Genomic DNA, 22,193 nt, shown 5'->3' with positions numbered 1-22,193 from the left:
CGAAGCCCCGCACGCACTCTCAGGACAGGTAGCCCCACTGGATGGCCAGGACCACGAGCTGGGTCCGGTTGGTCGCGCCCATTGTGAATTCACGTTTTCCTGAATTCAGGTCTTCGTGTACTTTCTTGGTGTGCTGACTGTCGCTCCTGACATCGAGATCGAGGTGCTGGCCCGTTTCGGCCGCGCGCTCGCCGACCCGATCCGTTGCCGTCTCCTGCTTGCGCTGCGCGAGGCGCCGGCCCACCCGTCCGACCTGGCCGAGGCGCTGGGGATCTCCCGCACCCGCCTTTCGAACCACCTGGCGTGCCTGCGTGACTGCGGACTGGTCGTCGCGGTTCCCGTCGGGCGCCGTACCCGTTACGAGCTCGCCGACGAACGTCTGGGCCATGCGCTGGACGATCTGCGCACCGCCGTGCTCGCGGTGGACAGCGACCGTACCTGCCCGGACGCGGAGAAGGAGGGCTGCTGCTGATGGCCGCGACATCCCTCGGTCCCAGCCCGGCTCGCAGGGACGTGCTCGCCCGCCGGATACGGCTGCTGGTCGCCGCGACCATCACCTACAACGTCATCGAGGCCGTCGTCGCGATCACCGCCGGGACGATCGCCTCCTCCACCGCACTGGTCGGCTTCGGCCTGGACTCGGTCATCGAGGTCTCCTCCGCCGCGGCGGTGGCCTGGCAGTTCTCCGCCCGCGAGCACGCCGTGCGCGAGGCCCGCGAGAAGACCACGCTGCGGATCATCGCCGTCTCCTTCTTCGCCCTCGCCGCGTACGTCGGCGTCGACGCCATCCGCGCTCTGGCCGGTGCCGGGGAGACGGAGCGTTCGGTGCCCGGCATCGTCATCGCCGCCCTGTCCCTGGCGATCATGCCGTTCCTGTCCGCCGCCCAGCGCCGGGCCGGACGCGAACTCGGCTCCGCCTCGGCGGTGGCCGACTCCAAGCAGACCCTGCTGTGTACCTACCTGTCCGCCGTCCTGCTGGTGGGCCTGCTCCTCAACGCCACGCTCGGCTGGTCCTGGGCAGACCCGATCGCCGCCCTCGTCATCGCCGGCATCGCCCTCAAGGAAGGACGCGACACCTGGCAGGGCAAGGGCTGCTGTGCACCCCCGGCGGCCGTGTCCATGCCCGCCGGCGCCGAGGCGGACGCGTGCGGTTGTCGTCCGGGTTGCGACTGCTGCAGCTGACCCGGCGCGCCCCCGGCCGGACGGGACAGCCCTTAGGCTGGCCGACACGGAACTCGGGCGGCAACCGGGTGATGGAGAAAGGCGTCAGCATGACGGAGCGCGAGCTTGCTGCAACTCAGCGGGAGCACTGGGAGCAGACGTACGGCGAGCACCCCGCCATGTATGGCGAAGAGCCGTCCGAGCCGGCCGTCCACGCAGCCCGGGTCTTCCGCTCGGCCCGCGCCCGCCAGGTGCTGGAGCTCGGGGCCGGGCACGGCCGCGACGCGTTGTACTTCGCCCGCGAGGGTTTCACCGTCCAGGCCACCGACTTCAGCCCGGTCGGCCTGAAGCGGCTGCGCGAAACCGCCAACGCCCAGGGCGTGTCCGGGCGGGTCACCACCGCGGTGCACGACGTGCGCGAGCCGCTCCCGCTGGCCGACGGCTCGGTGGACGCGGTGTTCGCCCACATGCTGCTGTGCATGGCCCTGTCCACCGAGGAGATCCACGCCCTGGTCACCGAGGTGCGCCGGGTCCTGCGGCCGGGCGGAGTCTTCGTCTACACCGTCCGTCACACCGGCGACGTCCACTACGGGGCCGGCACCGGGCACGGTGACGATATCTGGGAGCACGGCGGTTTCGCGGTGCACTTCTTCTCCCACGACCTGGTCGACGGCCTCGCCGACGGCTGGCAGCTGCAGGAGGTCCACCCCTTCGAGGAGGGCGACCTGCCCCGCCGGCTGTGGCGCGTCACCCAGGCCCTGCCCCGGTGAGCGCCTCCCCGGTACCGGCCGCCGACATCACCGTCGACGGCACCGGCCTGCTGTGCGTCACTCTCCTGCTCCGCCTGCGGGCCCGCATCGCCGACGCCGAGCCGGGCACAGTCGTGTACGTCATCGCCACCGACCCGGCCGCCCCACTCGACCTGCCGGCCTGGTGCCACATGGTCGGGCACGACTACCTCGGCCCCGTGCCCGGCGCCGACCGGGCCGTGTACGCGCTCAGGCTCGCCGCCGACGCACAACCCACCCGGCCCGACGCCCCCTGGCACCGGGCCGACCCGGCTCGCTGACCGGCATCGCGGGATGCCCGCCCTGCCGGGATGTCACGACGGCCGTGGACCGCACTGCCGTCGTAGTCGGTGGGGGCGCCTCACCGTTCCTGTTCCACCAACTCCTTGAAGTGCTCGAGGTCGCCCCGTACAAGCCGTTCGATCGCGGTCGCCTGGGCGAATCCCTTCGGCCCGCCGAACGCCTCCTTGACGGTGCCCGGGTCGTACTCGATCCGGGCCTGGACTCGGGTGTGCTCCCGGTCGATGGGCAGCAGTGAGAAGGTTCCCGCCAGGTCGGGACCGCTCGTGGTCTGCCACTCCATCAGCTGTTCCTTGCCACGGTCGGTGATCTCGGCTTCGAACTCCTGAACCCGGCCGCCGACGTCGACGTCCAGGTGCGTCCGGTGCCCGTCCTCCGAACGAGCCTCGCGTACGCCTTCGACGAACCGCGGATAGCTCTCCACACGGTGGAGGCGTTCCCAGACCACAGCGATCGGAATATCGACGTCGATCTGTTCTTCGAGAGTGCTCATCGGCCACCTCGCAACTCGGTTCACGGTTCACGGGGCCACATCTCCATTGTCGCCCTCCGGAGGGCCGAGGGAGGCCGACGTCAGCGTCCCTGGGTCGGCGGGCCGGTGCTTGTCCATCCGGCCTTGGCGCTCCGGGGCACGAGCGGGGACCGCGAGGCTTCAGGCGGACCCGACTCCGAGTTCGCGGCCGCGGTAGAAGCCTTCCTGCTCCGCGACAACGTAAGGCGCCATGGCCTCACGCCGCTGCGTCTCGGCCGCGGAGGCCCGCCAGGAGTCGCACGCTTCCTTGGTGTCCCAGAACGACACCCCGGTGATCTCTTGCCCGTCCTCGGACCAGTACGCGTAGGCGCGGCGCAGCGCCCGCGGGTACTGGTCCGGGCGCCAGGCCCTCTCGAACTCCTCCAACGCGCCCGGCTTGATACGGCGTGTCGTCACCCAGACAAAGTGCTCCACCATCGTGGTCTCCTCTGGAACGCCGGTTCGACTTGATGGTGCCTTCTCAAGCCATCGTAAGTTTGTGGCACCGCTTCCGCCCCTGCTGCAGGGGCGACGCGGCAGTAGCCGACGAGCGGGCCTCGGCGTCGTACCCCACCATCAAGGGAAGCCGGCTGTTCCAATCGCCGAAGGCGAAGGCGGTGAAACCGTGCTCCTGATTCACGGCGTAACACCATGATCTCGGGCAGCTTCCGACGCCTGGTCGTGCTGCGGCACGCCAAATCCGCCTGGCCCGACAACGTGGCCGATCACGAGCGGCCGCTCGCCCCGCGCGGCCGTCGTGACGCCCCGGCGGCCGGCCGCTGGCTGCGCCGGGCCGATTGCGTTCCCGACCTCGTCGTGTGCTCCACCGCCAGCCGTACCCGCCAGACGTGGGACCTCGTCTCGGACGAGCTCGAAGCCACCACGCCGGTAACCCATGACGCACGCCTCTACGAGGCGAGCGCCGGGGAGTTGCTCGGAGTCGTACGGGACATCCCGGCGCACGTACGGACGCTGATGCTGATCGGGCACAACCCCGGCGCGCAGGACCTGGTCCTGATGCTCGCCGGTGAGGCGGACGGCAACGCCCTGGAGCGGACGCGTACGAAGTTCCCGACGTCCGCGATCGCCGTGCTGTGCCTGCCAGGCCCCTGGTCGGACCTGGAACCGGGTGCTGCCCGGCTGACCGAAATGGTCGTGCCCCGCGGCTCGAAGCCATGACGGGACGGCGCTGGAGTCCACGCAACCGAGGAGGGAAACACGTCCTGGTCCCTGGCCGACTGCGGGAGATTCCGAGAGTGACAATTGTGGGTGGGTGTCGTGCTGGCCGGTGCACTGAGTCAGGTCGCGAGGTCCTGTTCGGTGGACCGGCTTGCCGAGCCGACGGGAGACGACGATGAACGGCTCGGTCCGTGTCGGACAAGTTTTCGGGGTACCACTGCGGATGCACTGGAGCGTGCCGCTGCTGGTGGTGCTGTTCGCGTACGGTCTTGGCCGCCAGACCCTCCCTGCATGGACTCCAGGGCACTCGAATGCGGTTTACACCTTCGCCAGTGCCGTGGGGGCCGTACTGCTCATGGGCAGCCTCCTGCTCCACGAGACGGCACACGCTGCGACTGCCCGCAGGAAGAAGATCGCGGTACAGGACGTGACGCTGTGGGCACTGGGCGGGGTGACCCGGATGGGGCGACCGCCGACGGCCGCGGTGGCTTTCGCAGTGGCGATCAGCGGGCCGCTCACCAGCCTGGCCATCGGAAGCGCCGCGCTCGGAGCGGGAATCGGGCTGCACGCGATGTCCGGCTGGGCGGCGGTGCCCGCCGCCGTTCTGGTGTGGCTCGGCTGGGCGAACCTGTTCCTGGGCGCATTCAACCTCCTGCCCGCCGCGCCGCTCGACGGCGGAAGGGTGGTACAGGCGCTGTTGTGGTGGCGTACCGGAGACCGGGAACGTGCGGACCGGGCGGCCTCCCGAAGCGGTCAGGTCGTGGGCGGGCTGCTGATGGCCTTCGGCTGGATCTCCTTCCTGCGCGGGGCGCCGGGCGGGCTGTGGCTCGTCCTCGTCGGTCTCTTCATCGCGCTCGTCGCCGGCGCCGAGCGGCAGCGCGCCGTGACCTACACAGCACTGCGTGGCATCAAGGTCGCCGATGCCATGTCCAGCCCGGTGACCACCGGCGCCGACTGGCTGACCGTCCGGCATTTCATCGACGAGGTGGCAGTGGACTCCCGCCATTCCGCCGTGCCACTGCTCGATTTCGAAGGCCGTCCCAGCGGGATTGTTCAGATACGCAACCTTGCCCGGATACCGGGAGCGCGGCGGGAGGCCCTGCGCGTGCGCGAGGTGGCGGTCCCGCTGGCGCAGTGCGCGGTTGCCGCCCCGAGTGATCTTCTGACTGAGGCTCTCGACAAGCTCCGCCCGGGTAGTGGCATGCGCATTCTCGTGGTCGACGGGAACCAGCTGGTGGGGATCATCACCGCGAAGGACATTTCACGACTGATCCAGCGGCACACACTGGGGGGCCAAGGCCCCAACTGAGCAAGATCGGTACCCATCTCGTGGAACACCTGTGACAGCGCGAGGAACTTGCGGTCCTGCGCGAGCCGAGCATCAAGGCGCCCCCTGTCCGCTTATTTCCATTCTGTTAAGTTTGCGTGCATTCCACTTGACGGCCGACTTGGTTGCCGAAAACGCCGTTGAAGCGAGTAGGTGACCTCTTGAACCCCGCAGCATTTCTCTACGCTTGTCACCTTTCGCCAGTGACGTGGGAGGATTCTTCTGCTGTTCTCCCAGAGGGAATTGAACGGGAACTGGTTGATCGTTTTCATGGTAGAGTTTGAATGAATTCACAGGACGCCACGAAAAAAGGGGAATGGCGTGAATACCGAGAAGGCTACGGCTCGACGTCTTACGGCCGAAGAGGTTTCGGAGTTGGGTCTCCAGGACGGAATCTTCGTCTCGGCAGAGATGGAAGGCCTTCCTCTCGACTGCTACGCCCCGGCTTTCCTTACGAAGCCGGGTAAGAATTTTGAGGGAGGGTCCTTTACCGCGAAGACGATCTTCGGTGAGGAAATCCACGTTCTCCCGGACAATGCCGAAGAGCGCGGGATCTGGGTTGCCGACAAGGCGGGGGAAGAGATCGAGGTTCTTCAGAGTGCTGGCGTCCTCCTGAATCTCGCCCTCTTCGTGCCCGGCGGGAGCAAGGAATCTCTGGAGTCGCTCTACTCCGCAGCCCGGGACGCCTTCGGCGCGGGGATTGTTCAGCGCTGGAGCGAGGAAGCCGTCGCGGTGCCGGATGTCAAGGTCGACCTGTTCGAGGAGCCGGCCCGGGGGCGGAAGAACAGCAGTCAGAACCGTGACCGCCGCGCCTTGGACATCTACCCGACCCGAGTGCGATTCCTGGAGCCCAGCGATGGCTGGAGGTTCATTGTCGAACCACACAAGGAGATCGTCGATGAAACACCGACGATCTGACCTGATGGCAGGTTAGCCGTAATCTTTCGCGGGAGCCCGTCGGCTTGCTGACGGGCTCTTCTCTTTGCTTGTCGGGGCGTTTGGGCCGACCGCAGGCCGCCGACGTCGGTGATCCCCAAGTCGGCGCCGAGGTACGGCCGTTACTCGCAAACGATCAGCCGCATGCCCTTCGGCGGCCGGTCAGGCAGTCTCCGTCGAGCTCGGCGACGCAGGCGCCGTCGCGGATCTCGTCGAGCCCGTTGTGCCCCTTGTCTGTCGCGGAACTCCTGCGGTTGTCGCTGGCCCCCTCCGGATTCGTCCGCGATCGGTAACAGAGGCCGCTTGTAGGGGCGTTGGTATGTCTTCATGGGTGCACGGCATCGGCAAAGACAGCAAAGGGGCGGGCGGACATGGCAAGGCACAAGGGAAGGGGATGGCACGGCCGGCTTCTCGCGGCGGCGCTCGGGGTGACAGCGATGGCCGCTGTCACCTCGGTGTGGACCGCGCAGGCAGACACCGCCGGAGGGCGGCAGCCGCAAGCGCGTGTCTCAACGCCGGACGCCCGGCCCCAGGACCGGACCGTGGCCAAGGTAGCGGCGGACATCGCGCACGCCTCGGACCGCGGCGCCCGGGGCGTCAACATCACCATCGACGACGGACCGGACCCGGTCTGGACGCCGCAGGTGTTGCAACTGCTGAAGGACAACGGTGTGAAGGCTACGTTCTGCATGGTGGGCACCCAGGCCCAGGCGCACCCGGACCTGGTCAAGGCGGTCGTGGCAGGCGGGCACCGGCTGTGCAACCACACTGTCTCGCACGACACCACCATGGACACCCGGTCCGAGGCCTACCAGTCCCAGCAGATCCTGGATGCCGAACGCATGATCACCGAGGCGTCCGGAGGCGTCCGGCCGCAGTATTACCGGGCCCCGGGCGGTGCTTTCACCCCGTACAGTCGGCAGCTTGCCGCGTCCCGGGGGATGCGGCCGCTGGGCTGGAACGTCGACACCAAAGACTTCGAGCGTCCCGGCGTGGACACCATGGTCGCCACCGTCAAGAGCGAGATCTCCGACGGGCCGACCGTCCTCTTCCACGACGCGGGAGGGGATCGCTCCCAGACCGTGGCCGCTCTGCGCGAGGTGCTGCCCTGGCTGAAGCAGCAGGGGTACTCCTTCGGCTTCCCCGTGCGGTGATTGAGGCTCGCCCGTACTGGCATCCAGAACCGGACCCCCGGCACCGGCAGACAGACGCTAGTTCTGTGTCGGCTAGCCATCGCCGATGCCATCGCCCGACTCGCGAAGCCGGTGGGTCATAGCCGCCACGCCGACGCCCGTATTCCCAGCTGCAGGTCCTATGCGTCGTCGACTGCGCCGTCAACGGCGGCCGGGTCGAGGGAGTCGACGTCTTCCATGAAGCTCAGCATCCGGGCGTTGACCATGTCGGGGTGGTCGATCTGTGGTCCGTGGCCAGTTGCCGCGACGATTTCGGCGCGGGCGCCGGGGATGACACGCGGTACGCGCTCCAGCTGCCGCCTCGGGTGCACGAGCAGGCTGCGCTTGCCCATGATGAGATAGAAGGGCGTGCGGATGGAGCCCAGCTCTTCGTCCGACAGAGGCAGCGGGGCGGGGCGGCGTATCCGGAAGGCGCGGACGCTTGCGTGGATCATCGCGCGCAGTTCTGGAACGACGAGTACCGGCTGTTCCAGCCAGGAGGCGAGGCGCGGGCGCAGCGCCTTGGGGGCGAAGGTCGCGAACAGGCTGGCGAAGATCCACACGAAGAAGCGCAGGCCCACCTTCTCCAGGCCGCCGGGGTCGAGGGCGGTGACGGAGGCGAGCCGGCTGGGGCGGAGGTGTGTTTGGTTGATGACCAGCCAGCCTCCATAGGAGGAGCCGACGAGGTGGACCCGGTCGAGGCCGAGCGCGTCGAGGGCCTCGTCCATCCACTGGGCCGCGCGTTCGGGCTGCCACATGGGTTCGCGCTGGACGCTGCGGCCAGGGTCACCGGGGGTGTCGAGCGCGTAGACGGGGCGTTCGGCGCTGAGCGCCGGGGTGTTGGGGTACCACTGGGCCGAGCAGCCGCCCGAACCGTGGATCAGTACCACTGGTGTGCGGGACTCGGCGGCGGGGTCCGCAGGGCCGTACCGGTAGACGTGCGTGGTGCCGAAGCTCGTCTCCACGTCCGTCTCGGAGCGGGCGGGCGCGCCCAACGCGTAGAGCGCGTCGCAGGCGGCGAAGTACCGGTCGCGCAGGGTGTCGTTGACGTAGTGGCCGACGTCGCGGCGTACACGGGTCGGGTTGTCGGGCACGGTGGCACCTCCTGGAGATCCGTTCTTTGTGATACGACCGTACCATGGTATTGATACGGCGGTACCATGAAAAGAGGTCACACTGATTCATCACTGACGGGCGGATGCGAGAACATGCCGAAGCGCGTGGACCACGAGGAACGGCGCAACCAGATCGCCGAGGCGCTCATTCGGGTCGCCGGACGGCGCGGACTGCACGCTGTCGGCATGCGGGACGTGGCTGCTGAGGCCGGCGTGTCACTCCGGCTCGTGCAGTACTACTTCGAGACCAAGGAGAAACTGCTCTTCTACGGGCTCCAGCACCTGACTGACCGCTTCACCGCACGAGTGGGTGCCCGTCTCCGCGCCGCCGGTACGAACCCGGGCCCGCGCGCGACGATCGAGGCGCTGCTGCTGGCCTCCCTTCCGACCGACGAGGAGGGCCGCACCTTCCACCTCCTCTACAGCTCCTACTCGATCCTGTCCGTGACCGACGAAGCACTGGCGGCCCAGCCCTTCATCGACAATCCTGACGCCGCGGAGAACGCCCTGACCGGGCTGCTCGAACAGGCCCAGGCATCAGGCCTGATCGATCCCGGTATCGCCGCGCGCACGGAGGCGATCAGCCTGCTCGCCATGACGGCGACCATGGGCACCAGCATCCTCGTGGGCCAGCGGAGCCCGGAGTCGGCCATCGCGGTACTTCGTCACCATCTGGACCGGATCTTCTCGACCACCGAGACGTCGGTGAGCGGGGCGGGGGGCTAAATCTGACGCGCTATCATGGCACGTTTGGCACGCGAATGGCGCGTGGGCTCCGAGGGGCCTGGACAACGATGAAGGACCTGGTCTGAGACCAGGGCCTTCATCATGGAGCGGGTGACGAGAATCGAACTCGCGCTCCGAGCTTGGGAATCAACACGGCACGGCCCGGCCGCCCGCTGCGCCCGCCGGTCTTCACTGGTCCCAGCAGGTCGGTCGGATGCCCTGTGAGTGTCGGTACGGACACCTCCGGAGTGCCCTCGGGAACTGCGGCTGTACCCCGGGTTCCCAGGCCAGGGGCGGCGTTCCGCGGTCCGTCACCTCGCGTCCGAGCGCACCGGCCCGACGCGGCACCAGCTCGTACTACTGGATGACCGCCGTGATGGCGGACAGTACGGAGACCTTGGCCCCCAGCGACGGGCTGTCACCGCTGCGGTAACCGGCTGAGGCTCGTACAACCAATCGACGCTCTTGTCGGTCCTGTTCGGCGACGTCTGATCGACATCTGTCGCCGAACAGGGACTGAAGGACTTGATGAACCCAGCCAGACGCACCACCGCCACCGCTTTGGTTCTGGCCACGGCAGGCGGAGTGCTCCACGCCACGGCCGTACCCGCCTCTGCGGTGGTGAGCTGCGCCTCCCCCGTCTTCAAACGGCAGTTCTTTGCGAACACGACGTTCTCGGGCACGCCCAGGAAGACGGACTGCGACTCAGCGATCGACCAGAACTGGGGCACGGGCGCACCCGCCTCTGGCGTACCGTCCAACAATTTCGGTGTGCGCTGGTCGGTGACGCGCGACTTCGGCTCCGGCGGCCCCTTCACGTTCACGGCGTCCGCCCAGGACGGCATACGGGTCTACCTCGACGGCGTCCGCAAGATCGACCTGTGGAAGAACGTCTCCACCACCGTCAAGAAGACGGTCAACGTGACGATCCCCAGCGGCAAGCACACGATCCGCGTCGACTTCGTCAACTGGACGGGCACCGCGAACGTCAAGTTCGCCTACACGCCGCGCACCTCCGTCGACGTTGACAAGGTCAAGCCGCTCACCCCGACGGGCGCGGTCGTCTCCTACAACACCGCCACCGGCGCGGCCAAGCTCACCTGGTCCAGGAACAGGGAGATGGACGTCGCGAACTACCGGGTCTACCGGCGGCTGAAGGGCTCGTCGTACGGCAGCAAGCCGCTCGCGACGACCACCGCCGCGTCGTACACCGACAGCACCCTGCCGAGAACCGGCGCGGCCTATTACTACGAGGTGCGGGCCGTCGACAAGGCGGGCAACGTCTCCGGCGGCAGCGCCGACCAGCTCGTCACCACAGTGGACAAGACGCCGCCCGCCGCGCCGTTCGTCGAGTGGGACGCGTGCCCGCACGACCAGCCCTACGCGGCCCCGCAGCTGGTCACCACCGCGGAGAACGCCGCCGACATCGCCTGGTACGAGATGCAGCGGCTCGACGCCGCCACGAACCGCTGGAGCACCGTCTACTCCGGCGCCAAGGGCGCGGTCTGCGACGCCGGCTATCCGGCCGACGGCAGCAAGGTCACCTATCGGGGCCGGGCCCGGGACGCCGCCGGGAACTGGTCGGCGTACTCGGCCGCCACGACGTTCACCACCTCCGACCTGACCCCGCCGGCCGCCGTCGCGCAGCTCCGCGTCGAGTATCGGTCGGGCGTTCCACATCTGTTGTGGTCACCCGTCACCGGGGCCGCCTCGTACCAGGTCCTCCAGTACGACCCGGCGACCGGCGACTATGGCGACGCCCGGCCCGAGAACAGCACCACCACGCAGACCGACGTGGTGCCGCGCCAGGTGGCCGCCGTCGCCGACAGCTACCGGTACGCGGTGCGCTCGGTGGACGCCAAGGGCAACGCCGCCGCGCCGGTGGAAATCACGCTGAAGATGGCCGACCGGCCGGAAGCGATCCCGGCGTTCAAGACCACCGCCCACAGGTTCGATGAGGGCGTGATGGTCGAGTGGAGCAGCGTCGACCCGTGGACCGTCGACGAAGGGCCCCTTCCCACGTACAAGATCGTCCGCACCGACACCGTGACCGGCGAGACCAGCATCGTGGACAAGTGCAAGCCGTTCACCCCGTGGGACGAGCCGCTGGAGGACCCGGACACGTACTGGACCTGGGCGGACGCCAACGCCCCCTGGTCCGCCCGCAAGCAGGTCAACGGCACCTGCTGGGACATCCAGGGCAAGTCGGAGACGGCGTACGAGTACCGAGTCGTGACGACCGACGTGTACGGGCATGTCTCGCAGCCCGGCCCGGCCGCCACGGAGACCACCCCGGACACCGAGCGTCCCGCCCCGGTGCAGAACCTGACTGCGGAACGCGTCCCGCTCGGCGTCCGGCTGACCTGGACGCCGCCCGCCGACGCCGATGTCACCGGCTACCACGTGTGGCAGGGCATCACCGACCCGGACAGCGGCGAGACGGTCTGGAAGGAGAACTGCTGGACCGGCAGCTCCCTGGCCAGGACCGAGATCCTCTGTCCGACAGTCCCCGACGGCGCCACCCACGTCTACAAGGTGGCCGCCACGGACGGCCGGCTTCTGCACGACGACGAGCCACTCGACGTCCTCCACCCCGCCGAGGTCTCGGTCACCCTGCCCGACACCCGACCGCCGGGCTGGACGGAGACCGAGGTCCGTCAGGACCAGTACCCCGAGCTGTATGTCGGCTGCTCCGAGAGCTCCGGCCTCGGGGACTGCTCCCGGTTCGCGAGCTACCGCGTGGAGCGCTGGGACCCCGCCACGGCCGCCTACGTCACCCTGGCCGAGGGCACGATGGGTGACGCCGCGTTCTACATGGACACCACGGTGCACGAGGACCGGCTCGGCCTGTACTACTACCGCGTCATACGCCTGGACGCCTCGGGCGCCGAGGCCGTGACCCGATCGACGGCGTACGGCATCTGGGACTCCTGGCTCTGACCGGAGGTGAGACATGAGGAGGGGCCCGGAGGATCCTCCGGGCCCCTCCTCACACGCCCCTGAGCGTCAGCCCGATTGCTGCTTCCGCTTGGGCGGCCGCCACTCCACCAGCGAGCTGGTCCGCCGCACCTCCTGGAACGGCACCAGTCGCGCCGTTGGGACAACCCCGTCCCGATCTCGCCCGGAGGACGAGCGGGCCTGCCGGCCCAGCTGCGTGTTGATGAGGCGCCTGAGACCCAGGTTTCGGCAAGTCGGGGCATATATCGGCAAGTCTGGGCGTGTAGAGGACACGCCACGCCTCGCGCAGCCTGGACAACAAAGAACCCCCGGGCCGTTGACCAGGGGGTTTCTCGTGGAGCGGGTGACGAGAATCGAACTCGCGCTCTGAGCTTGGGAATCACCGGTGCTTACGGCGGCCGAATATGCTCTGACCTGGCGATACGTTGCTCTGGGGGTGCTCCCGGCGTGGTCTCTCAGCGCCCCTGTTCACCGCTGTTGACCGCTGGGCACGGATGGGGCACGAGTGGTGGGGGCGCGGTGCACGTCCACCACGGTCGCACACTGAAGATCAATCCGATGAGGATGCGCCGAGGCTCGTTTTCGCGAAGGACGTCGACGAGTCAGAGGGAGATGATCCGGACATGACTGCCGCAGAGCTTTGTCATGTCGTCGCTGTCGGACGTCAGCAGCGCGACCGGCCCTGGCTGGCGAAGTGCCATTTCGGCCACGGTGGCGTCGATGGCGTACTTGTGGCCGTGCAGTCCGGCTTCCTTGAGGAGCTCCGCAGCGGCCTTCGCCGCCTGCTCGGTGACCGGTTCCACCTTGATCCGCGACAGTGCCCAGTTGAGGCGCGGAATGTTGGTGCGAGAGTGGCTGACCTCCACGATGGTGTTCGCCCCGATGACAAGGTCGGCACCCATCTCGTGGAACACCTGCAGCATCGCGAGGAACTTGCGGTCCTGCGCGATCCAGGCCGAAAGCCCTTCCGAGTCCAGGACCACGGTCTCGATGCGCTCACTCATGCGGCGTCCGCGTCCTTGGAGGTGCCTGTGGCACCGAAGATCTTCGACCGGGCCTCCGCCAGTTCCTCATTGCCGAAGCTTCCGTGCTCTTCTTCATGGCGTCGTAGGTCGTCGCCCAGCAGCTGGTGTCGAATCTGGCGGGCCACCGCTTCCGCCACATAGCCGGAAACGTTGTCCGTGAGCTTGCGGAGCTCCGCCACCTGGTCGCTGGGCAGGGTGACGGTGATACGAGTCGTTGAGGACATGCGGCAAGCATACTGGAGTATGCGCGAAGCTGGCTGTGATTGCTGCCCCTGGGTGCTGACCAAGGATGCCAGCGCTGGAGCGGTCCACCGCCCACCGAGAACCGGCGGCAGCCATTACCCAGGCCCGGGGGTTGCTCCTCGAAAAGCTCACGAGCGCCTCCGCCTCCACCCCTCCCGCCGTATGACACTCGCCGACTCGGCCCGTAGGGGCAGTGAAGGGAAGTCCCAGCCATGGCCACCTCCGACACCACGCGCCCGTCCCCGTCTATCGCCCGGGCACTCTGGCTGCTGATCACCGTTCTCTTCTCCGTACTGGTCGCTGCGTGCGCCGCCGCGTTGAAGTACGAGACCGGCACGGGAATCGCTGACGTGATCCTTTACGCGGGGACCGCATTCGGCGCGACGGCAGGGCTCTGCTTCGCCGCAGTGGGAGCGGTCACGGCGCTACGGAATTAGACAGCGGCGAACGTCGGCCGGGGCGTGTCGTGTGCACCGGCCGACGTTCGCCGCGACGCCTGGACCTGGCCGGGGGTGACTTGGGCGAGCCGGCCCCGTGAGCGTTCCTTCCTGGCGAATTCAAGCCGGTTCGGGGACCCGACGCGCCTGGCTCCCGGAGGGCGACGCCGCCGAGCTGGACTGGACAACAAAAACCCCAGGCAGCTGGCCTGGGGCTCTTTCGTGGAGCGGGGGCGCGGCCACCGCCGCTGCGGTGCTGAAACCGGCTATCTGGTGGCCGATCAGACGACTCGGGACAGACCCTGGAGGTAACCATTGGATCGCAGCTCGGCGCAGGCGGAGTGCAACACCTGGAGCGCGGCCCGCAGCCCGATGCGCGGAATCTCCTGGAACAGTTCCAGCGGTATATCTGAAACTATGTCGGAGAAACCGTAATGAATTTGGACCGAATCGCCGCGCCGAACCGCATGAATGCTGTCCTGGGTCTGAGATGTCTCGACGGTGGACTCACCGGTTGCCAGGACTTCACGCTTCATCTGGACCAGCATCAACAGAAAGTCGATGATGGGGAGTCCAGGAGTCACCAGTGCGATATCGCCTGCTTGCTGGTCGTGGATCAAGACATCGGTCACGAAGTGCCGAAAGGTGAAGTCATCGACGGTCAGTTCCCTCGGGTTCTTGCCCAACTCCTCGATGGAACGCCAGGACCCGTCCTCGGCACGCGGCAGGAATTCAATGGAAAACATCGTCAGCCTCACCGTTCGGCAGGTTAGGGCGGGAGTGGAGCGCGAACTAGGACGGCTCAGAAGAAGACCTTCGGACGCCCGGTTCGATACCGACAGCGCGCTCAAGCTCACCCCTGCGGAGGCGGAGACCCTGCACGCCCAGCTCTGTGATGCGCTGGACCAGGAACCGCCGCCGGGTCCGAAGGATTGCCGCACGGAGGTGCAGGTGCAGCGGCGGCCTCGCTGGCCCTAGCCCGACGCCACAGGCGCCCGAACGAGAAGACTTGGTCGGGCGTCTGTGTGCGTTCTCCTGCTGCTGTCAGCCGGCTAGTCGCCCTGGAGGTGGAGTTCCAGGCCGACGCCTTCCGAGCAACGCTCGGCCAATGCGCGGATTCGCGGGCGGTAGGTCTACAGGTGGACCCGCCCCGTCCTTGGCGGATGCGAACTCGTCGCCCCGCACTCGCGTGTGGCGTGGATCACCTGGGGTGCGTCTCGTGGTGCGGGGTGGGCGTGCGACGAGTCGACCCATGTAGTGCGTCACGTGCCCTCTGGGCTGCGCATTCGCGCAAGATGGGGCACGCGGGGGCACGCCGTCCGGCAAGAGGTCTAGACAGCAAAGAGGCCCCTGGCACCTGTGCTTCCCCCTTGGGCGGGGTGGTCGGCTGTGGTCTCTGGGATCCGTACATGACTGCTGCTGTCCGCTCCGCTGGGCACGGATGGGGCACGGGTGGTGGCAGTGCAACGGATCCGGCCAAGGTACCTATTCCGGATGGCTGGTGGGTCAGAGAGGGATGATGCGGACCTGGTTGCCGCAGAGCTTGGTCATGTTGTCGCTGCCAGAGGTCAGCAGCTTGACCACCTGCGTGCCCAAGCAGAGATCTCCGCTCCGAACGAGCATCAATGGCCCGTCAACAAGCTGACGGGCCTTGCGCAAAATCGAAGCTATATGGATGCATCTTCTGGTGGCTGCTTGGGATCAGGAGCAACGTTCGCGGCCCGAGCTGTGTCAATGTCGCCCTTGATCCATCGGGTGATGAACTCTGAAACATCGGGGCTGAAGTTGAGGCCACGCAATGTTGCCATGGCGCTGGGACGCTCTTCGGGGTTCATTCGTGCCCTAGCCCACTTGATAACGACCCGTCTCATCTTTCCATCAGTGCGAGTTACTGCGGAAACTTTGTTGTCTTGGCGGTGTCGAATTACGCCTGGTCGGGAAATTAGTAGCTCTGCGATCGGAAGGAACATTAGGATCGATCCTTCCTTCAGTGGGCCGGACTTTCCAGAGACTGGACCATCGCAGGCCCGCAGGATTGGCAGCAGAAGATGATGCGAAATCTCGGCCTCACTCACCCATGGGCATGGTGCTGCAGGAAGCAGTTCCGCTAAAGCCTTGACGCAGTCAGCGGATGCGGAAATGCCAAAAAAGTCGCTAGAATCGATAAAACTGACACCCTCCCGAAACGAGGCATGGAATACGAATGGAGGAATGGCTGCAGCCCAGTAAGAGTTTCGGAATGCCCACAGTTGAGAGGTTCCGAACTTTTCAATCAAGGCGCTCATGGAGACATTGCCGCTAACGGCGCCAAGGCGGGCGGCCCAAAAGGCTGAGCCGTAATGCCGAGATATCAACGGCGCCAATTCTTTGCGCAGATCATTCTTAACCCCGCCCCATACTTCTACGCTACCAGAGGGCAGTGGGTTTGCGTAGGCGGTAGTGTAATTAGCGAGTTCGTTGAAGAAAAGCGCTGTTAGGAGTGCCTTATCATCCTCAGGGTATCTTGCCACGGAAACCCGAAGTGCTTCCTTTAGATTCTTGGAAACCATCTCAAGGTTTTCGGGGCTGCATTCCATTAGCAGGGCGATGGCCTCGAAATTGAAGGCCGAATCACTGATGGATTCCAAGGATAGGAAGACGGCCTGTTCGCAGATACTCTGAATAATCTGCGGACGCGGCACCATGAATCCCAGCGATCTTGCCGCAAATGATGCCAGGTTGACCTTCTGGCTAAGTGAGTCGGTGTCCTGGATGGCAGACAGGATGAGCTCAAGAAAGTCATCTCCGCCATCGTCGACATTCTGGCTCAATATCTGCAGCGATAATTGCGCAACAACTTCCCACTCTTGGGCCGAAATGCGCCCATGAAGAACGTCGAAGAGTTTTTCCGGCGTGTAATGCTTCCGTACTATTTGCGTCGCAGCGAAATATTCGAGGAATGTTCGGTGAGTGAAGGCGTAGAGATTCTGTTGTGTATCCGATCCCATGTCGGTGAGCACCCAAGCTCGACCCGTGCAAAAATCTACGAACTGGTTTGCGGCGTCCTCGGCAATTGCCTCATCATCGAAACGCTTCTCCACGAGGAACTCGGTCATGAATGACACAAGTCGCGCACGAGTGAGCCCCTTTTGTGCTTTCGGGTCTGAATACATACGGAGGGCCAGCGCGTTGAGGGCCTGTCGGACATGGGCGTTAAAAGGCAGGGGGATGACGATACCCCTCTGCTTGTCCCACCTTTCGAATAGGAGTTGGGCGCATTTCTGATATAGGTCTGGCCGATTAGACGGAATGTAGTGTTCGGTGGCGTAGATGCCGCACATCAAAGAAAGCATGAGCGGGTTTTTGCGCAGATCGGCCACGAATTGGCTTTCGCGAACAAAAGCGGTGGCGAGTTCGCTGCGTCGCTTTCTCTCTACAGTTTGATCGAGGGCGAACCACTTTTCTGCATACGTCGCTACCTGACTGTCGCTCAGTTCCGCCAGTGTGACTGCTGCAAAAAGACTCTCATCGAGAGGTGCTTCGCTGTATCCTACGCGCCGTGAAGTGACAAGTACGGGTGCGGATGGGTAACGGTAAACAAAAGACTCGACAAATTCCGATACCTTTCGGCGTAGGGACGTGTCAGTTAGCTCGTCGAGGCCGTCGAAAATTACCAGAGCTCTCCCGCTGCTGAGGAGGTATTCAATGGCGCCCTCGGGCGGTTCCACGTTGTACGGGTTTCGGCAGATAGATTCGAGGAACGTGACCATTGAATCTTTGCTCGCCCTGAACGCCTCGACGTAATCGCGGAGGACGAACAGTAGAGGGATGCGCGCAGCAGATGCAGGGAAAGAGGATCGAGCAATGTCGTATGCAAGTTTGAGTGACAGTGTTGACTTCCCCCCTCCTGGGTCGCCCAGAATTACTACTCGGTGATGGTTTGCGATCACCTCATCGAGATCGCGAACGTAGGCGTTATGTGATTCGTTCTTCTTTGTGGCACTCCTTAGTTTGGGTTCAACGAACAGCTTGCTGTATGGAACCTTCCGAGTTGTACCAGCATGCGGGAGCCGCATAGTGGAGTGCAGATTCTTAATCTGGTCGGCCAGCTGGACTTCGAAGTCGTGATAGGCGGCGAGACTGCTAAGGGTTGCCAACTGCTCGGCAGATTTCGCATCGGCGGCTGCGTGGCAGGCTGCGATCTTCAGCATCGAGGCGCGTGACTCTGGACTGAATGTGTCTGAGGATTTAACTGTCTCTACTTGGGAAGTAGTTTTCTCAAGCAGAGCATTCCATACTGCCTGGGTGACTTCTGCTGTGAGGTATTCGTCTGAAACGCGAAGTGCCACGAGTTGGCGCAGGCGTTCTAGGGTGGAGTCAAGTTCTTTTCTCTCGTTCTTGGCGCCTGCGTTAGCATAGACTTGCGTGGCGATAGAAAGTGCAATCGCCTGAAAATCGGGCGTTTCCAGCAACTCGGCGATCTGCTTGGCGGACTCTGGAGTGAGGTGGGGGCATAGGGCGTCATAGGTAACCTCTGTGAGTGCCCGTCGCGTCTTGCGGTTCTTCCAACGTGCTGCCAATCCAGCGATAGGGGCGGCCGCCAGCTTCGCTGCTGCACCGCCGGCCGCTCGACCGGCAGCGGGTCCACACGCGCTTGCTAGTGCAACGCCCAGTCCGGTCAGCATTGTGGTGCCTCCAAGCAATTAGTCTGCAAGTAGCTAGAGTTGACGGCACGTTAGCAGTCCTGTGACGTCTGTAGAGGGGACATTTCATGCGCGTCGCACCCGTGTTGGGTGCCGAGCCTGAACTGGCTGAGCCATAGGGTCTGATGGGTGGGGCTTGTCTGCGGTGTCACCGGAGGATGAGGGATCCGCTGGGTGACGGGCTGAGCGCCTATAACAACCTGGTCTCCGAGTGCTGCCGCCGACCGCGCCTTGTAGTTGCGGCCGACGGCGCGACTGAAGGCCGTCAGGCCACAGCGCTGGCTTCCCTGCCCCTGCGCGTCCGGCGGTGGAGGATCTCGTCGAAGGTGGCGCGGGCGCCGGTGGGGTCGATGTAGTGCATGGCCAGGAGGGCTGCGACGACGGCGCCGACGAGGTCGTTCTGGACCTCGGACCAGGCGTGGTCGTTGCCGCAGGTGGTGAGGCCCTTCAGGCCGTGGAGGGCGTGCATGGCCTCGCCGGCCTCCTCGGCGACCTTGCCGACCTGGAGGCTCTTGAGCTCCTCGTCGGGGAGATGGGCGCCTGCCGCTCGGCAGACGGCGGAGAGCTTCTCGATGTTGTCCCACAGGGTGTCCACGTCGGACCTCCGATTTGATGGGTTCGGTTATTCCTGTGCGGGGCGTCCGAGCTGGCGTACGGTCCATCCGGCCATGCGCCAGGCATCGGCGTCGATGAGGTTGCGGAGGTCGACGAGGACCGGGTCCGCGACCAGTGGGGCGAGGGCCTTGGGGTCGGCCTCGCGGAAGTGGGGCCACTCGGTGGCCAGGACGATGAGCTCGGCGCCCTGAACGGATCCGTCGAGGGTCTCGGCGTAGTCGAGTTCGGGGTGGCGGCGTAGTGCCGTGGGCACGGCGTGCGGGTCGTGGACGGTGACGGTCGCTCCGCGCTGGTGCATGAGGGCGGCGACCGCCAGGGCCGGGGATTCGCGGACGTCGTCGGTGCCGGCCTTGAAGGACGCTCCCCATACGGTGATGCGTACGCCATCGACGGAGCGGCCGAGAGTCTGCTCGATGAGCTTCAGGGCCGCGGCGGGCCGAGATTCGTTGACCTCCTCGGCGGCTCGCAGGAGGGTTGATGCTTCGGTGGCGCCGAGGGTGCGGGCGGAAGCCGTGAAGGCGCGGACGTCCTTAGGGAGGCAGCCACCGCCATAGCCGGGGCCGGCGTTGAGCCCGCCGCGGCCGATGCGGGGGTCGAGGCCGATGGCTTCGGTGAGCTGCTGGACGTCCGCTCCGGCGGCGGTACACATGTCGGAGACGCCGTTGATGAAGGAGATCTTCATACCGAGGTAGGCGTTGGCGGCGCCCTTGATGAGTTCGGCGGTGGCGGGGTCGGTCACGAACAGTGGGATCCCGTTCGTCAGGAGAGGTGCGTAGACCTGGCGTACAGCGTCCTCCGCGCGGGCCGAGGGGACGCCGACGACGATCCGGTCTGGTCGCAGGGTGTCCTCGATTGCGTGGCCCTCGCGGAGGAACTCCGGGTTCCAGACGACCTCCACATTCTCACCAGCTGGGGAGAGACGGGCGAGGAGAGCGGCGAGGTCGCGGGAGGTGCCGACGGTGACCATTGACTTGCCGACGATGACGGTCGGGCGGGTCAGGTGCGGGGCGAGGGCCCGGGCGGCGCCGAAGACCTGCCCGGTGTCGTAGCTCCGTCCGTCCGCGTCGATCGGCGTGCCCACGGCGAGGAAGTGGACATCGGCGAACTCGGCCGCCTCTTCGAGGCTGGTGGTGAACCGCAGCCGTCCAGTGGCGGTGTGGGTGCTGAGGAGTTCGGGCAGGCCATCCTCGTAGATGGGGCACTCGCCGGCGTTGAGGCGGTCGATCTTCGCCTGGTCCAGGTCCACGCCGATGACCTCGTGGCCGATCTCGGCCATGGCAGCGGCGTGGGGGATGCCCAGGTGACCACAACCGATGACGGATACGCGCATGGGGTCGACGCTCCTTTCCCTGTTGTCGCCCGCCCGGTGAGTCCGGGCCGGCCGGGTGCGTCACGCTAGCGCCACCACCCGGCGCAGCCCTCTTCGTGCAGGTGAATCAACCGGCGTGCTGTTTCAGGAGATTGACGAGTGCGGGCAGCGCCTCAGCGGCGGTTGCCCGGCACACCAGGTCACCGTCCTGGGGCCCTTCCAGCGGGTATGGCATGAACTGGCCGTCGTGCCAGAAGCCCTCCGGATCCAGGTAGACGATCTGCATGCCGCGAGCGCGGGCGCGAGCCTGGACCTTGCGTCGGTCGGCGTGCAGGCCGATGACGAGGAGGGCCTTGGCGCCGTCGACCCACTCGACGTCGGGTACGGCCTGGTCGTAGCGGCGCATGAAGCACTCGTCGAGCCCGGCGCGCGCGGCGAGCACGTCGAAGTTGTTGGTGATGACCGGACCGACGAGGTGCCCGGCGTCCTTCAGCTCCTTCAGCGCCCACATGGCCGGGGTCGGCTCGGCCAGGAAGCAAGCGCGGAACATCTCCACGAACTCCGCAGTCTTCTCTTCCGGCTCGGTCAGCACCTCGTGGGGGAGCGTGTCGGCCGTCGGGGAGAGAGTGAAGCGGTGCTCACGGGGCTCGTGACCTTGGCGGTCAGTGACCCGGTAGATCTCATGGAGCCGGTGCAGGGGCGGGATGCCCGCCTCGACCGACGTACCGCATCCGATCTCCACCTGGAACGGCCGCAGGTCCGCGAGCACGGACAGGTCCGGGACGCGGGTCGGTGTGCCGGGGCGGTCTTTGAATCGGATACCGGTGGACAGTACATTCCACGGCAGTTGCCGGACGGCGGGCGGGGGCGTGTAGGCCACAGAGGCGATCTGCACGTCCAGGCTCCGGTAGCTGGCGGGGAGAACGCGGCCCGCAGTCGCGTCCTGGGGATGGACGTCGTGCTCGGTGATCCGGCACTTCAGGTCCCGTCGTGTCCATAAGAACCCGCCGGGTGCCTCCCTCCAACCACCTGCGTTGAGCGAATCCAACAGGGCGTCGTGGTGCGCGACGATCTCACCGGCCGGTGCGGACGCGGAGTGATAGAGGTACAGGTCGGTCAAGCCGATGGCCGGCGCCGCCGTGGTGGGTACCAAGCCGTACCGGTAGCGGTAGTGGATGATCCGCCGCCGGGCGTCGTCGGAGGCTGCCCAGCCGGACTGGCCGGCCGTGGCCTTCTCCTGGGTGCGGCGCCAGATGCCTTCCTCGATGTAGCGGGGACGGTCGGCGTCGCCGAAGTACGTGTTCCAGACCTGCTGCTGCTCGGGAACGAGCTGGTCGATGACGATGTACGGGATGTCCACGAACCCTCCCGGGAGAATCACGCGTGGATGTTTCAGATGCCTGACGGGGTGCAGGCCGTCCCGCTCCGGGCAGCCGAAGCCGCGAAGCTGCCTGAGCGGGACGGTTCTTTCAGCGCCGCTCGACGAGAGAGCGGCGTGGGAGGCTCCGGCGGCCGAGCACGGGCAGGCGGCCCCGGTGCCGGAGCGGTCTCAGTGGTCGGAGGGCGTGCTCGCGTCCGGTGCGACGGCGGAGGACCGGTGGTCGGCGCCGTCGAGGAGCGGTCAGCGTGCTCACGCAGTGCCCAGGCCGGACCGACCAGGCCGGCGACGGCCAGGAACGTGAGCGCGAGCCGGCCCCCGCGGTCGGACC

21 protein-coding genes and 1 tRNA gene are annotated in these 22,193 nt (G+C 66.2%); 11 read left to right on the top strand and 11 right to left on the bottom strand.

Going from position 1 to position 22,193, the window contains the following annotated elements; all coding sequences use genetic code 11:
- Positions 1–130: 130 nt before the first annotated feature.
- From ABT115_RS21415 to ABT115_RS21400, 4 genes are all read left to right on the top strand, one after another.
- The gene (locus tag ABT115_RS21415; protein ID WP_351792118.1) at positions 131–472 is read left to right on the top strand and encodes an ArsR/SmtB family transcription factor; all 342 of its coding nucleotides are present in this window, start codon (positions 131–133) and stop codon (positions 470–472) included.
- Positions 472–1,182, top strand: a complete 711-nt coding sequence (locus ABT115_RS21410; protein WP_351792115.1) for a cation efflux transmembrane domain-containing protein — start codon at positions 472–474, stop codon at positions 1,180–1,182. Before ABT115_RS21415 ends, ABT115_RS21410 begins: the two co-directional genes overlap by 1 nt.
- A gap of 89 nt (positions 1,183–1,271) precedes the next feature.
- Positions 1,272–1,931, top strand: coding sequence for a class I SAM-dependent methyltransferase (locus tag ABT115_RS21405; RefSeq protein WP_351792112.1), 660 nt, complete (start codon positions 1,272–1,274; stop codon positions 1,929–1,931).
- Positions 1,928–2,230 (top strand): sulfurtransferase TusA family protein, encoded by a 303-nt coding sequence (locus ABT115_RS21400; RefSeq protein WP_351792109.1) that lies wholly within the window; start codon positions 1,928–1,930, stop codon positions 2,228–2,230. The genes ABT115_RS21405 and ABT115_RS21400 overlap by 4 nt, the downstream gene beginning before the upstream one ends.
- An 80-nt stretch (positions 2,231–2,310) precedes the next feature.
- Here ABT115_RS21400 and ABT115_RS21395 read toward each other — a convergent pair whose 3' ends face one another.
- Both ABT115_RS21395 and ABT115_RS21390 read right to left on the bottom strand, forming a co-directional pair.
- Positions 2,311–2,742 carry an SRPBCC family protein gene (locus ABT115_RS21395; RefSeq protein WP_351792106.1) on the bottom strand — a complete coding sequence of 144 codons (432 nt, stop codon included), beginning with the start codon at positions 2,740–2,742 and terminating at the stop codon, positions 2,311–2,313.
- Between the two features lie 159 nt (positions 2,743–2,901).
- Positions 2,902–3,198, bottom strand: coding sequence for a hypothetical protein (locus ABT115_RS21390; protein ID WP_351792103.1), 297 nt, complete (start codon positions 3,196–3,198; stop codon positions 2,902–2,904).
- Positions 3,199–3,411: 213 nt separating this feature from the next.
- On the opposite strand from ABT115_RS21390, the gene ABT115_RS21385 reads away from it, so the two are divergent.
- From ABT115_RS21385 to ABT115_RS21370, 4 genes are all read left to right on the top strand, one after another.
- Positions 3,412–3,939 (top strand): SixA phosphatase family protein, encoded by a 528-nt coding sequence (locus ABT115_RS21385; RefSeq protein WP_351792101.1) that lies wholly within the window; start codon positions 3,412–3,414, stop codon positions 3,937–3,939.
- 175 nt (positions 3,940–4,114) lie between these two features.
- On the top strand, positions 4,115–5,248 hold the full coding sequence (locus tag ABT115_RS21380; protein ID WP_351792098.1) for a site-2 protease family protein: 1,134 nt from the start codon (positions 4,115–4,117) through the stop codon (positions 5,246–5,248).
- A 339-nt stretch (positions 5,249–5,587) separates the two neighbouring features.
- Positions 5,588–6,184, top strand: a complete 597-nt coding sequence (locus ABT115_RS21375; protein ID WP_351792095.1) for a hypothetical protein — start codon at positions 5,588–5,590, stop codon at positions 6,182–6,184.
- Between the two features lie 389 nt (positions 6,185–6,573).
- A complete protein-coding gene (locus ABT115_RS21370; RefSeq protein ID WP_351792092.1) occupies positions 6,574–7,356 on the top strand; it encodes a polysaccharide deacetylase family protein in 783 nt (260 codons plus the stop codon).
- A gap of 158 nt (positions 7,357–7,514) precedes the next feature.
- Here the strand turns inward: ABT115_RS21370 and ABT115_RS21365 are convergent, their stop codons facing one another.
- Positions 7,515–8,468 (bottom strand): alpha/beta fold hydrolase, encoded by a 954-nt coding sequence (locus tag ABT115_RS21365; RefSeq protein ID WP_351792090.1) that lies wholly within the window; start codon positions 8,466–8,468, stop codon positions 7,515–7,517.
- Positions 8,469–8,582: 114 nt separating this feature from the next.
- Here ABT115_RS21365 and ABT115_RS21360 point away from each other — a divergent pair, with 114 nt between their 5' ends.
- On the top strand, positions 8,583–9,215 hold the full coding sequence (locus ABT115_RS21360) for a TetR/AcrR family transcriptional regulator (protein ID WP_351792087.1): 633 nt from the start codon (positions 8,583–8,585) through the stop codon (positions 9,213–9,215).
- Positions 9,216–9,318: 103 nt separating this feature from the next.
- Here ABT115_RS21360 and ABT115_RS21355 read toward each other — a convergent pair.
- Positions 9,319–9,398: transfer RNA gene (locus ABT115_RS21355), tRNA-Gly, on the bottom strand.
- A gap of 345 nt (positions 9,399–9,743) precedes the next feature.
- Here ABT115_RS21355 and ABT115_RS21350 point away from each other — a divergent pair.
- A complete protein-coding gene (locus ABT115_RS21350; protein ID WP_351792084.1) occupies positions 9,744–12,155 on the top strand; it encodes a PA14 domain-containing protein in 2,412 nt (803 codons plus the stop codon).
- 620 nt (positions 12,156–12,775) lie between these two features.
- Here ABT115_RS21350 and ABT115_RS21345 read toward each other — a convergent pair.
- Together ABT115_RS21345 and ABT115_RS21340 are read right to left on the bottom strand one after the other, a co-directional pair.
- On the bottom strand, positions 12,776–13,177 hold the full coding sequence (locus tag ABT115_RS21345) for a PIN domain-containing protein (protein WP_351792081.1): 402 nt from the start codon (positions 13,175–13,177) through the stop codon (positions 12,776–12,778).
- The gene (locus ABT115_RS21340) at positions 13,174–13,422 is read right to left on the bottom strand and encodes a type II toxin-antitoxin system CcdA family antitoxin (protein ID WP_351792077.1); all 249 of its coding nucleotides are present in this window, start codon (positions 13,420–13,422) and stop codon (positions 13,174–13,176) included. The genes ABT115_RS21345 and ABT115_RS21340 overlap by 4 nt, the downstream gene beginning before the upstream one ends.
- A gap of 231 nt (positions 13,423–13,653) precedes the next feature.
- Here ABT115_RS21340 and ABT115_RS21335 point away from each other — a divergent pair, with 231 nt between their 5' ends.
- Positions 13,654–13,878: a hypothetical protein gene (locus ABT115_RS21335; protein WP_351792074.1), complete on the top strand. Its 225-nt coding sequence runs from the start codon at positions 13,654–13,656 to the stop codon at positions 13,876–13,878.
- Positions 13,879–14,159: 281 nt separating this feature from the next.
- Here the strand turns inward: ABT115_RS21335 and ABT115_RS21330 are convergent, their stop codons facing one another.
- From ABT115_RS21330 to ABT115_RS21310, 5 genes are all read right to left on the bottom strand, one after another.
- A complete protein-coding gene (locus ABT115_RS21330) occupies positions 14,160–14,636 on the bottom strand; it encodes a hypothetical protein (protein WP_351792071.1) in 477 nt (158 codons plus the stop codon).
- Positions 14,637–15,545: 909 nt separating this feature from the next.
- Positions 15,546–18,542, bottom strand: coding sequence for an NACHT domain-containing protein (locus ABT115_RS21325; protein ID WP_351792068.1), 2,997 nt, complete (start codon positions 18,540–18,542; stop codon positions 15,546–15,548).
- Between the two features lie 283 nt (positions 18,543–18,825).
- Complete coding sequence (locus ABT115_RS21320) at positions 18,826–19,155, bottom strand: MazG-like family protein (RefSeq protein WP_351792065.1); 330 nt, start codon at positions 19,153–19,155, stop codon at positions 18,826–18,828.
- 27 nt (positions 19,156–19,182) lie between these two features.
- Entirely contained in the window at positions 19,183–20,505 is a 1,323-nt protein-coding gene (locus tag ABT115_RS21315; protein WP_351792062.1) for a UDP-glucose dehydrogenase family protein, read from the bottom strand.
- A gap of 106 nt (positions 20,506–20,611) precedes the next feature.
- Positions 20,612–21,844 carry an SIR2 family protein gene (locus tag ABT115_RS21310; RefSeq protein WP_351792146.1) on the bottom strand — a complete coding sequence of 411 codons (1,233 nt, stop codon included), beginning with the start codon at positions 21,842–21,844 and terminating at the stop codon, positions 20,612–20,614.
- Between the last annotated feature and the right edge of the window lie 349 nt (positions 21,845–22,193).

The sequence above is a fragment of the Streptomyces sp. NPDC001832 genome (assembly GCF_040297265.1).
In the GTDB taxonomy this organism is placed as follows: Bacteria; Actinomycetota; Actinomycetes; order Streptomycetales; family Streptomycetaceae; genus Streptomyces.
The sequence above is the reverse complement of the archived record's forward strand: the minus strand, read 5'-3'. Positions and strand labels throughout refer to the sequence as shown.

Coding starts and splice junctions, on each gene's coding strand:
- ABT115_RS21340 (WP_351792077.1), bottom strand. CDS start 13,422: ATGTCCTCAACGACTCGTATCACCGTCACCCTGCCCAGCGACCAGGTG.
- ABT115_RS21380 (WP_351792098.1), top strand. CDS start 4,115: ATGAACGGCTCGGTCCGTGTCGGACAAGTTTTCGGGGTACCACTGCGG.
- ABT115_RS21395 (WP_351792106.1), bottom strand. CDS start 2,742: ATGAGCACTCTCGAAGAACAGATCGACGTCGATATTCCGATCGCTGTG.
- ABT115_RS21335 (WP_351792074.1), top strand. CDS start 13,654: ATGGCCACCTCCGACACCACGCGCCCGTCCCCGTCTATCGCCCGGGCA.
- ABT115_RS21405 (WP_351792112.1), top strand. CDS start 1,272: ATGACGGAGCGCGAGCTTGCTGCAACTCAGCGGGAGCACTGGGAGCAG.
- ABT115_RS21390 (WP_351792103.1), bottom strand. CDS start 3,198: ATGGTGGAGCACTTTGTCTGGGTGACGACACGCCGTATCAAGCCGGGC.
- ABT115_RS21410 (WP_351792115.1), top strand. CDS start 472: ATGGCCGCGACATCCCTCGGTCCCAGCCCGGCTCGCAGGGACGTGCTC.
- ABT115_RS21360 (WP_351792087.1), top strand. CDS start 8,583: ATGCCGAAGCGCGTGGACCACGAGGAACGGCGCAACCAGATCGCCGAG.
- ABT115_RS21370 (WP_351792092.1), top strand. CDS start 6,574: ATGGCAAGGCACAAGGGAAGGGGATGGCACGGCCGGCTTCTCGCGGCG.
- ABT115_RS21345 (WP_351792081.1), bottom strand. CDS start 13,177: ATGAGTGAGCGCATCGAGACCGTGGTCCTGGACTCGGAAGGGCTTTCG.
- ABT115_RS21385 (WP_351792101.1), top strand. CDS start 3,412: ATGATCTCGGGCAGCTTCCGACGCCTGGTCGTGCTGCGGCACGCCAAA.
- ABT115_RS21350 (WP_351792084.1), top strand. CDS start 9,744: ATGAACCCAGCCAGACGCACCACCGCCACCGCTTTGGTTCTGGCCACG.
- ABT115_RS21325 (WP_351792068.1), bottom strand. CDS start 18,542: ATGCTGACCGGACTGGGCGTTGCACTAGCAAGCGCGTGTGGACCCGCT.
- ABT115_RS21315 (WP_351792062.1), bottom strand. CDS start 20,505: ATGCGCGTATCCGTCATCGGTTGTGGTCACCTGGGCATCCCCCACGCC.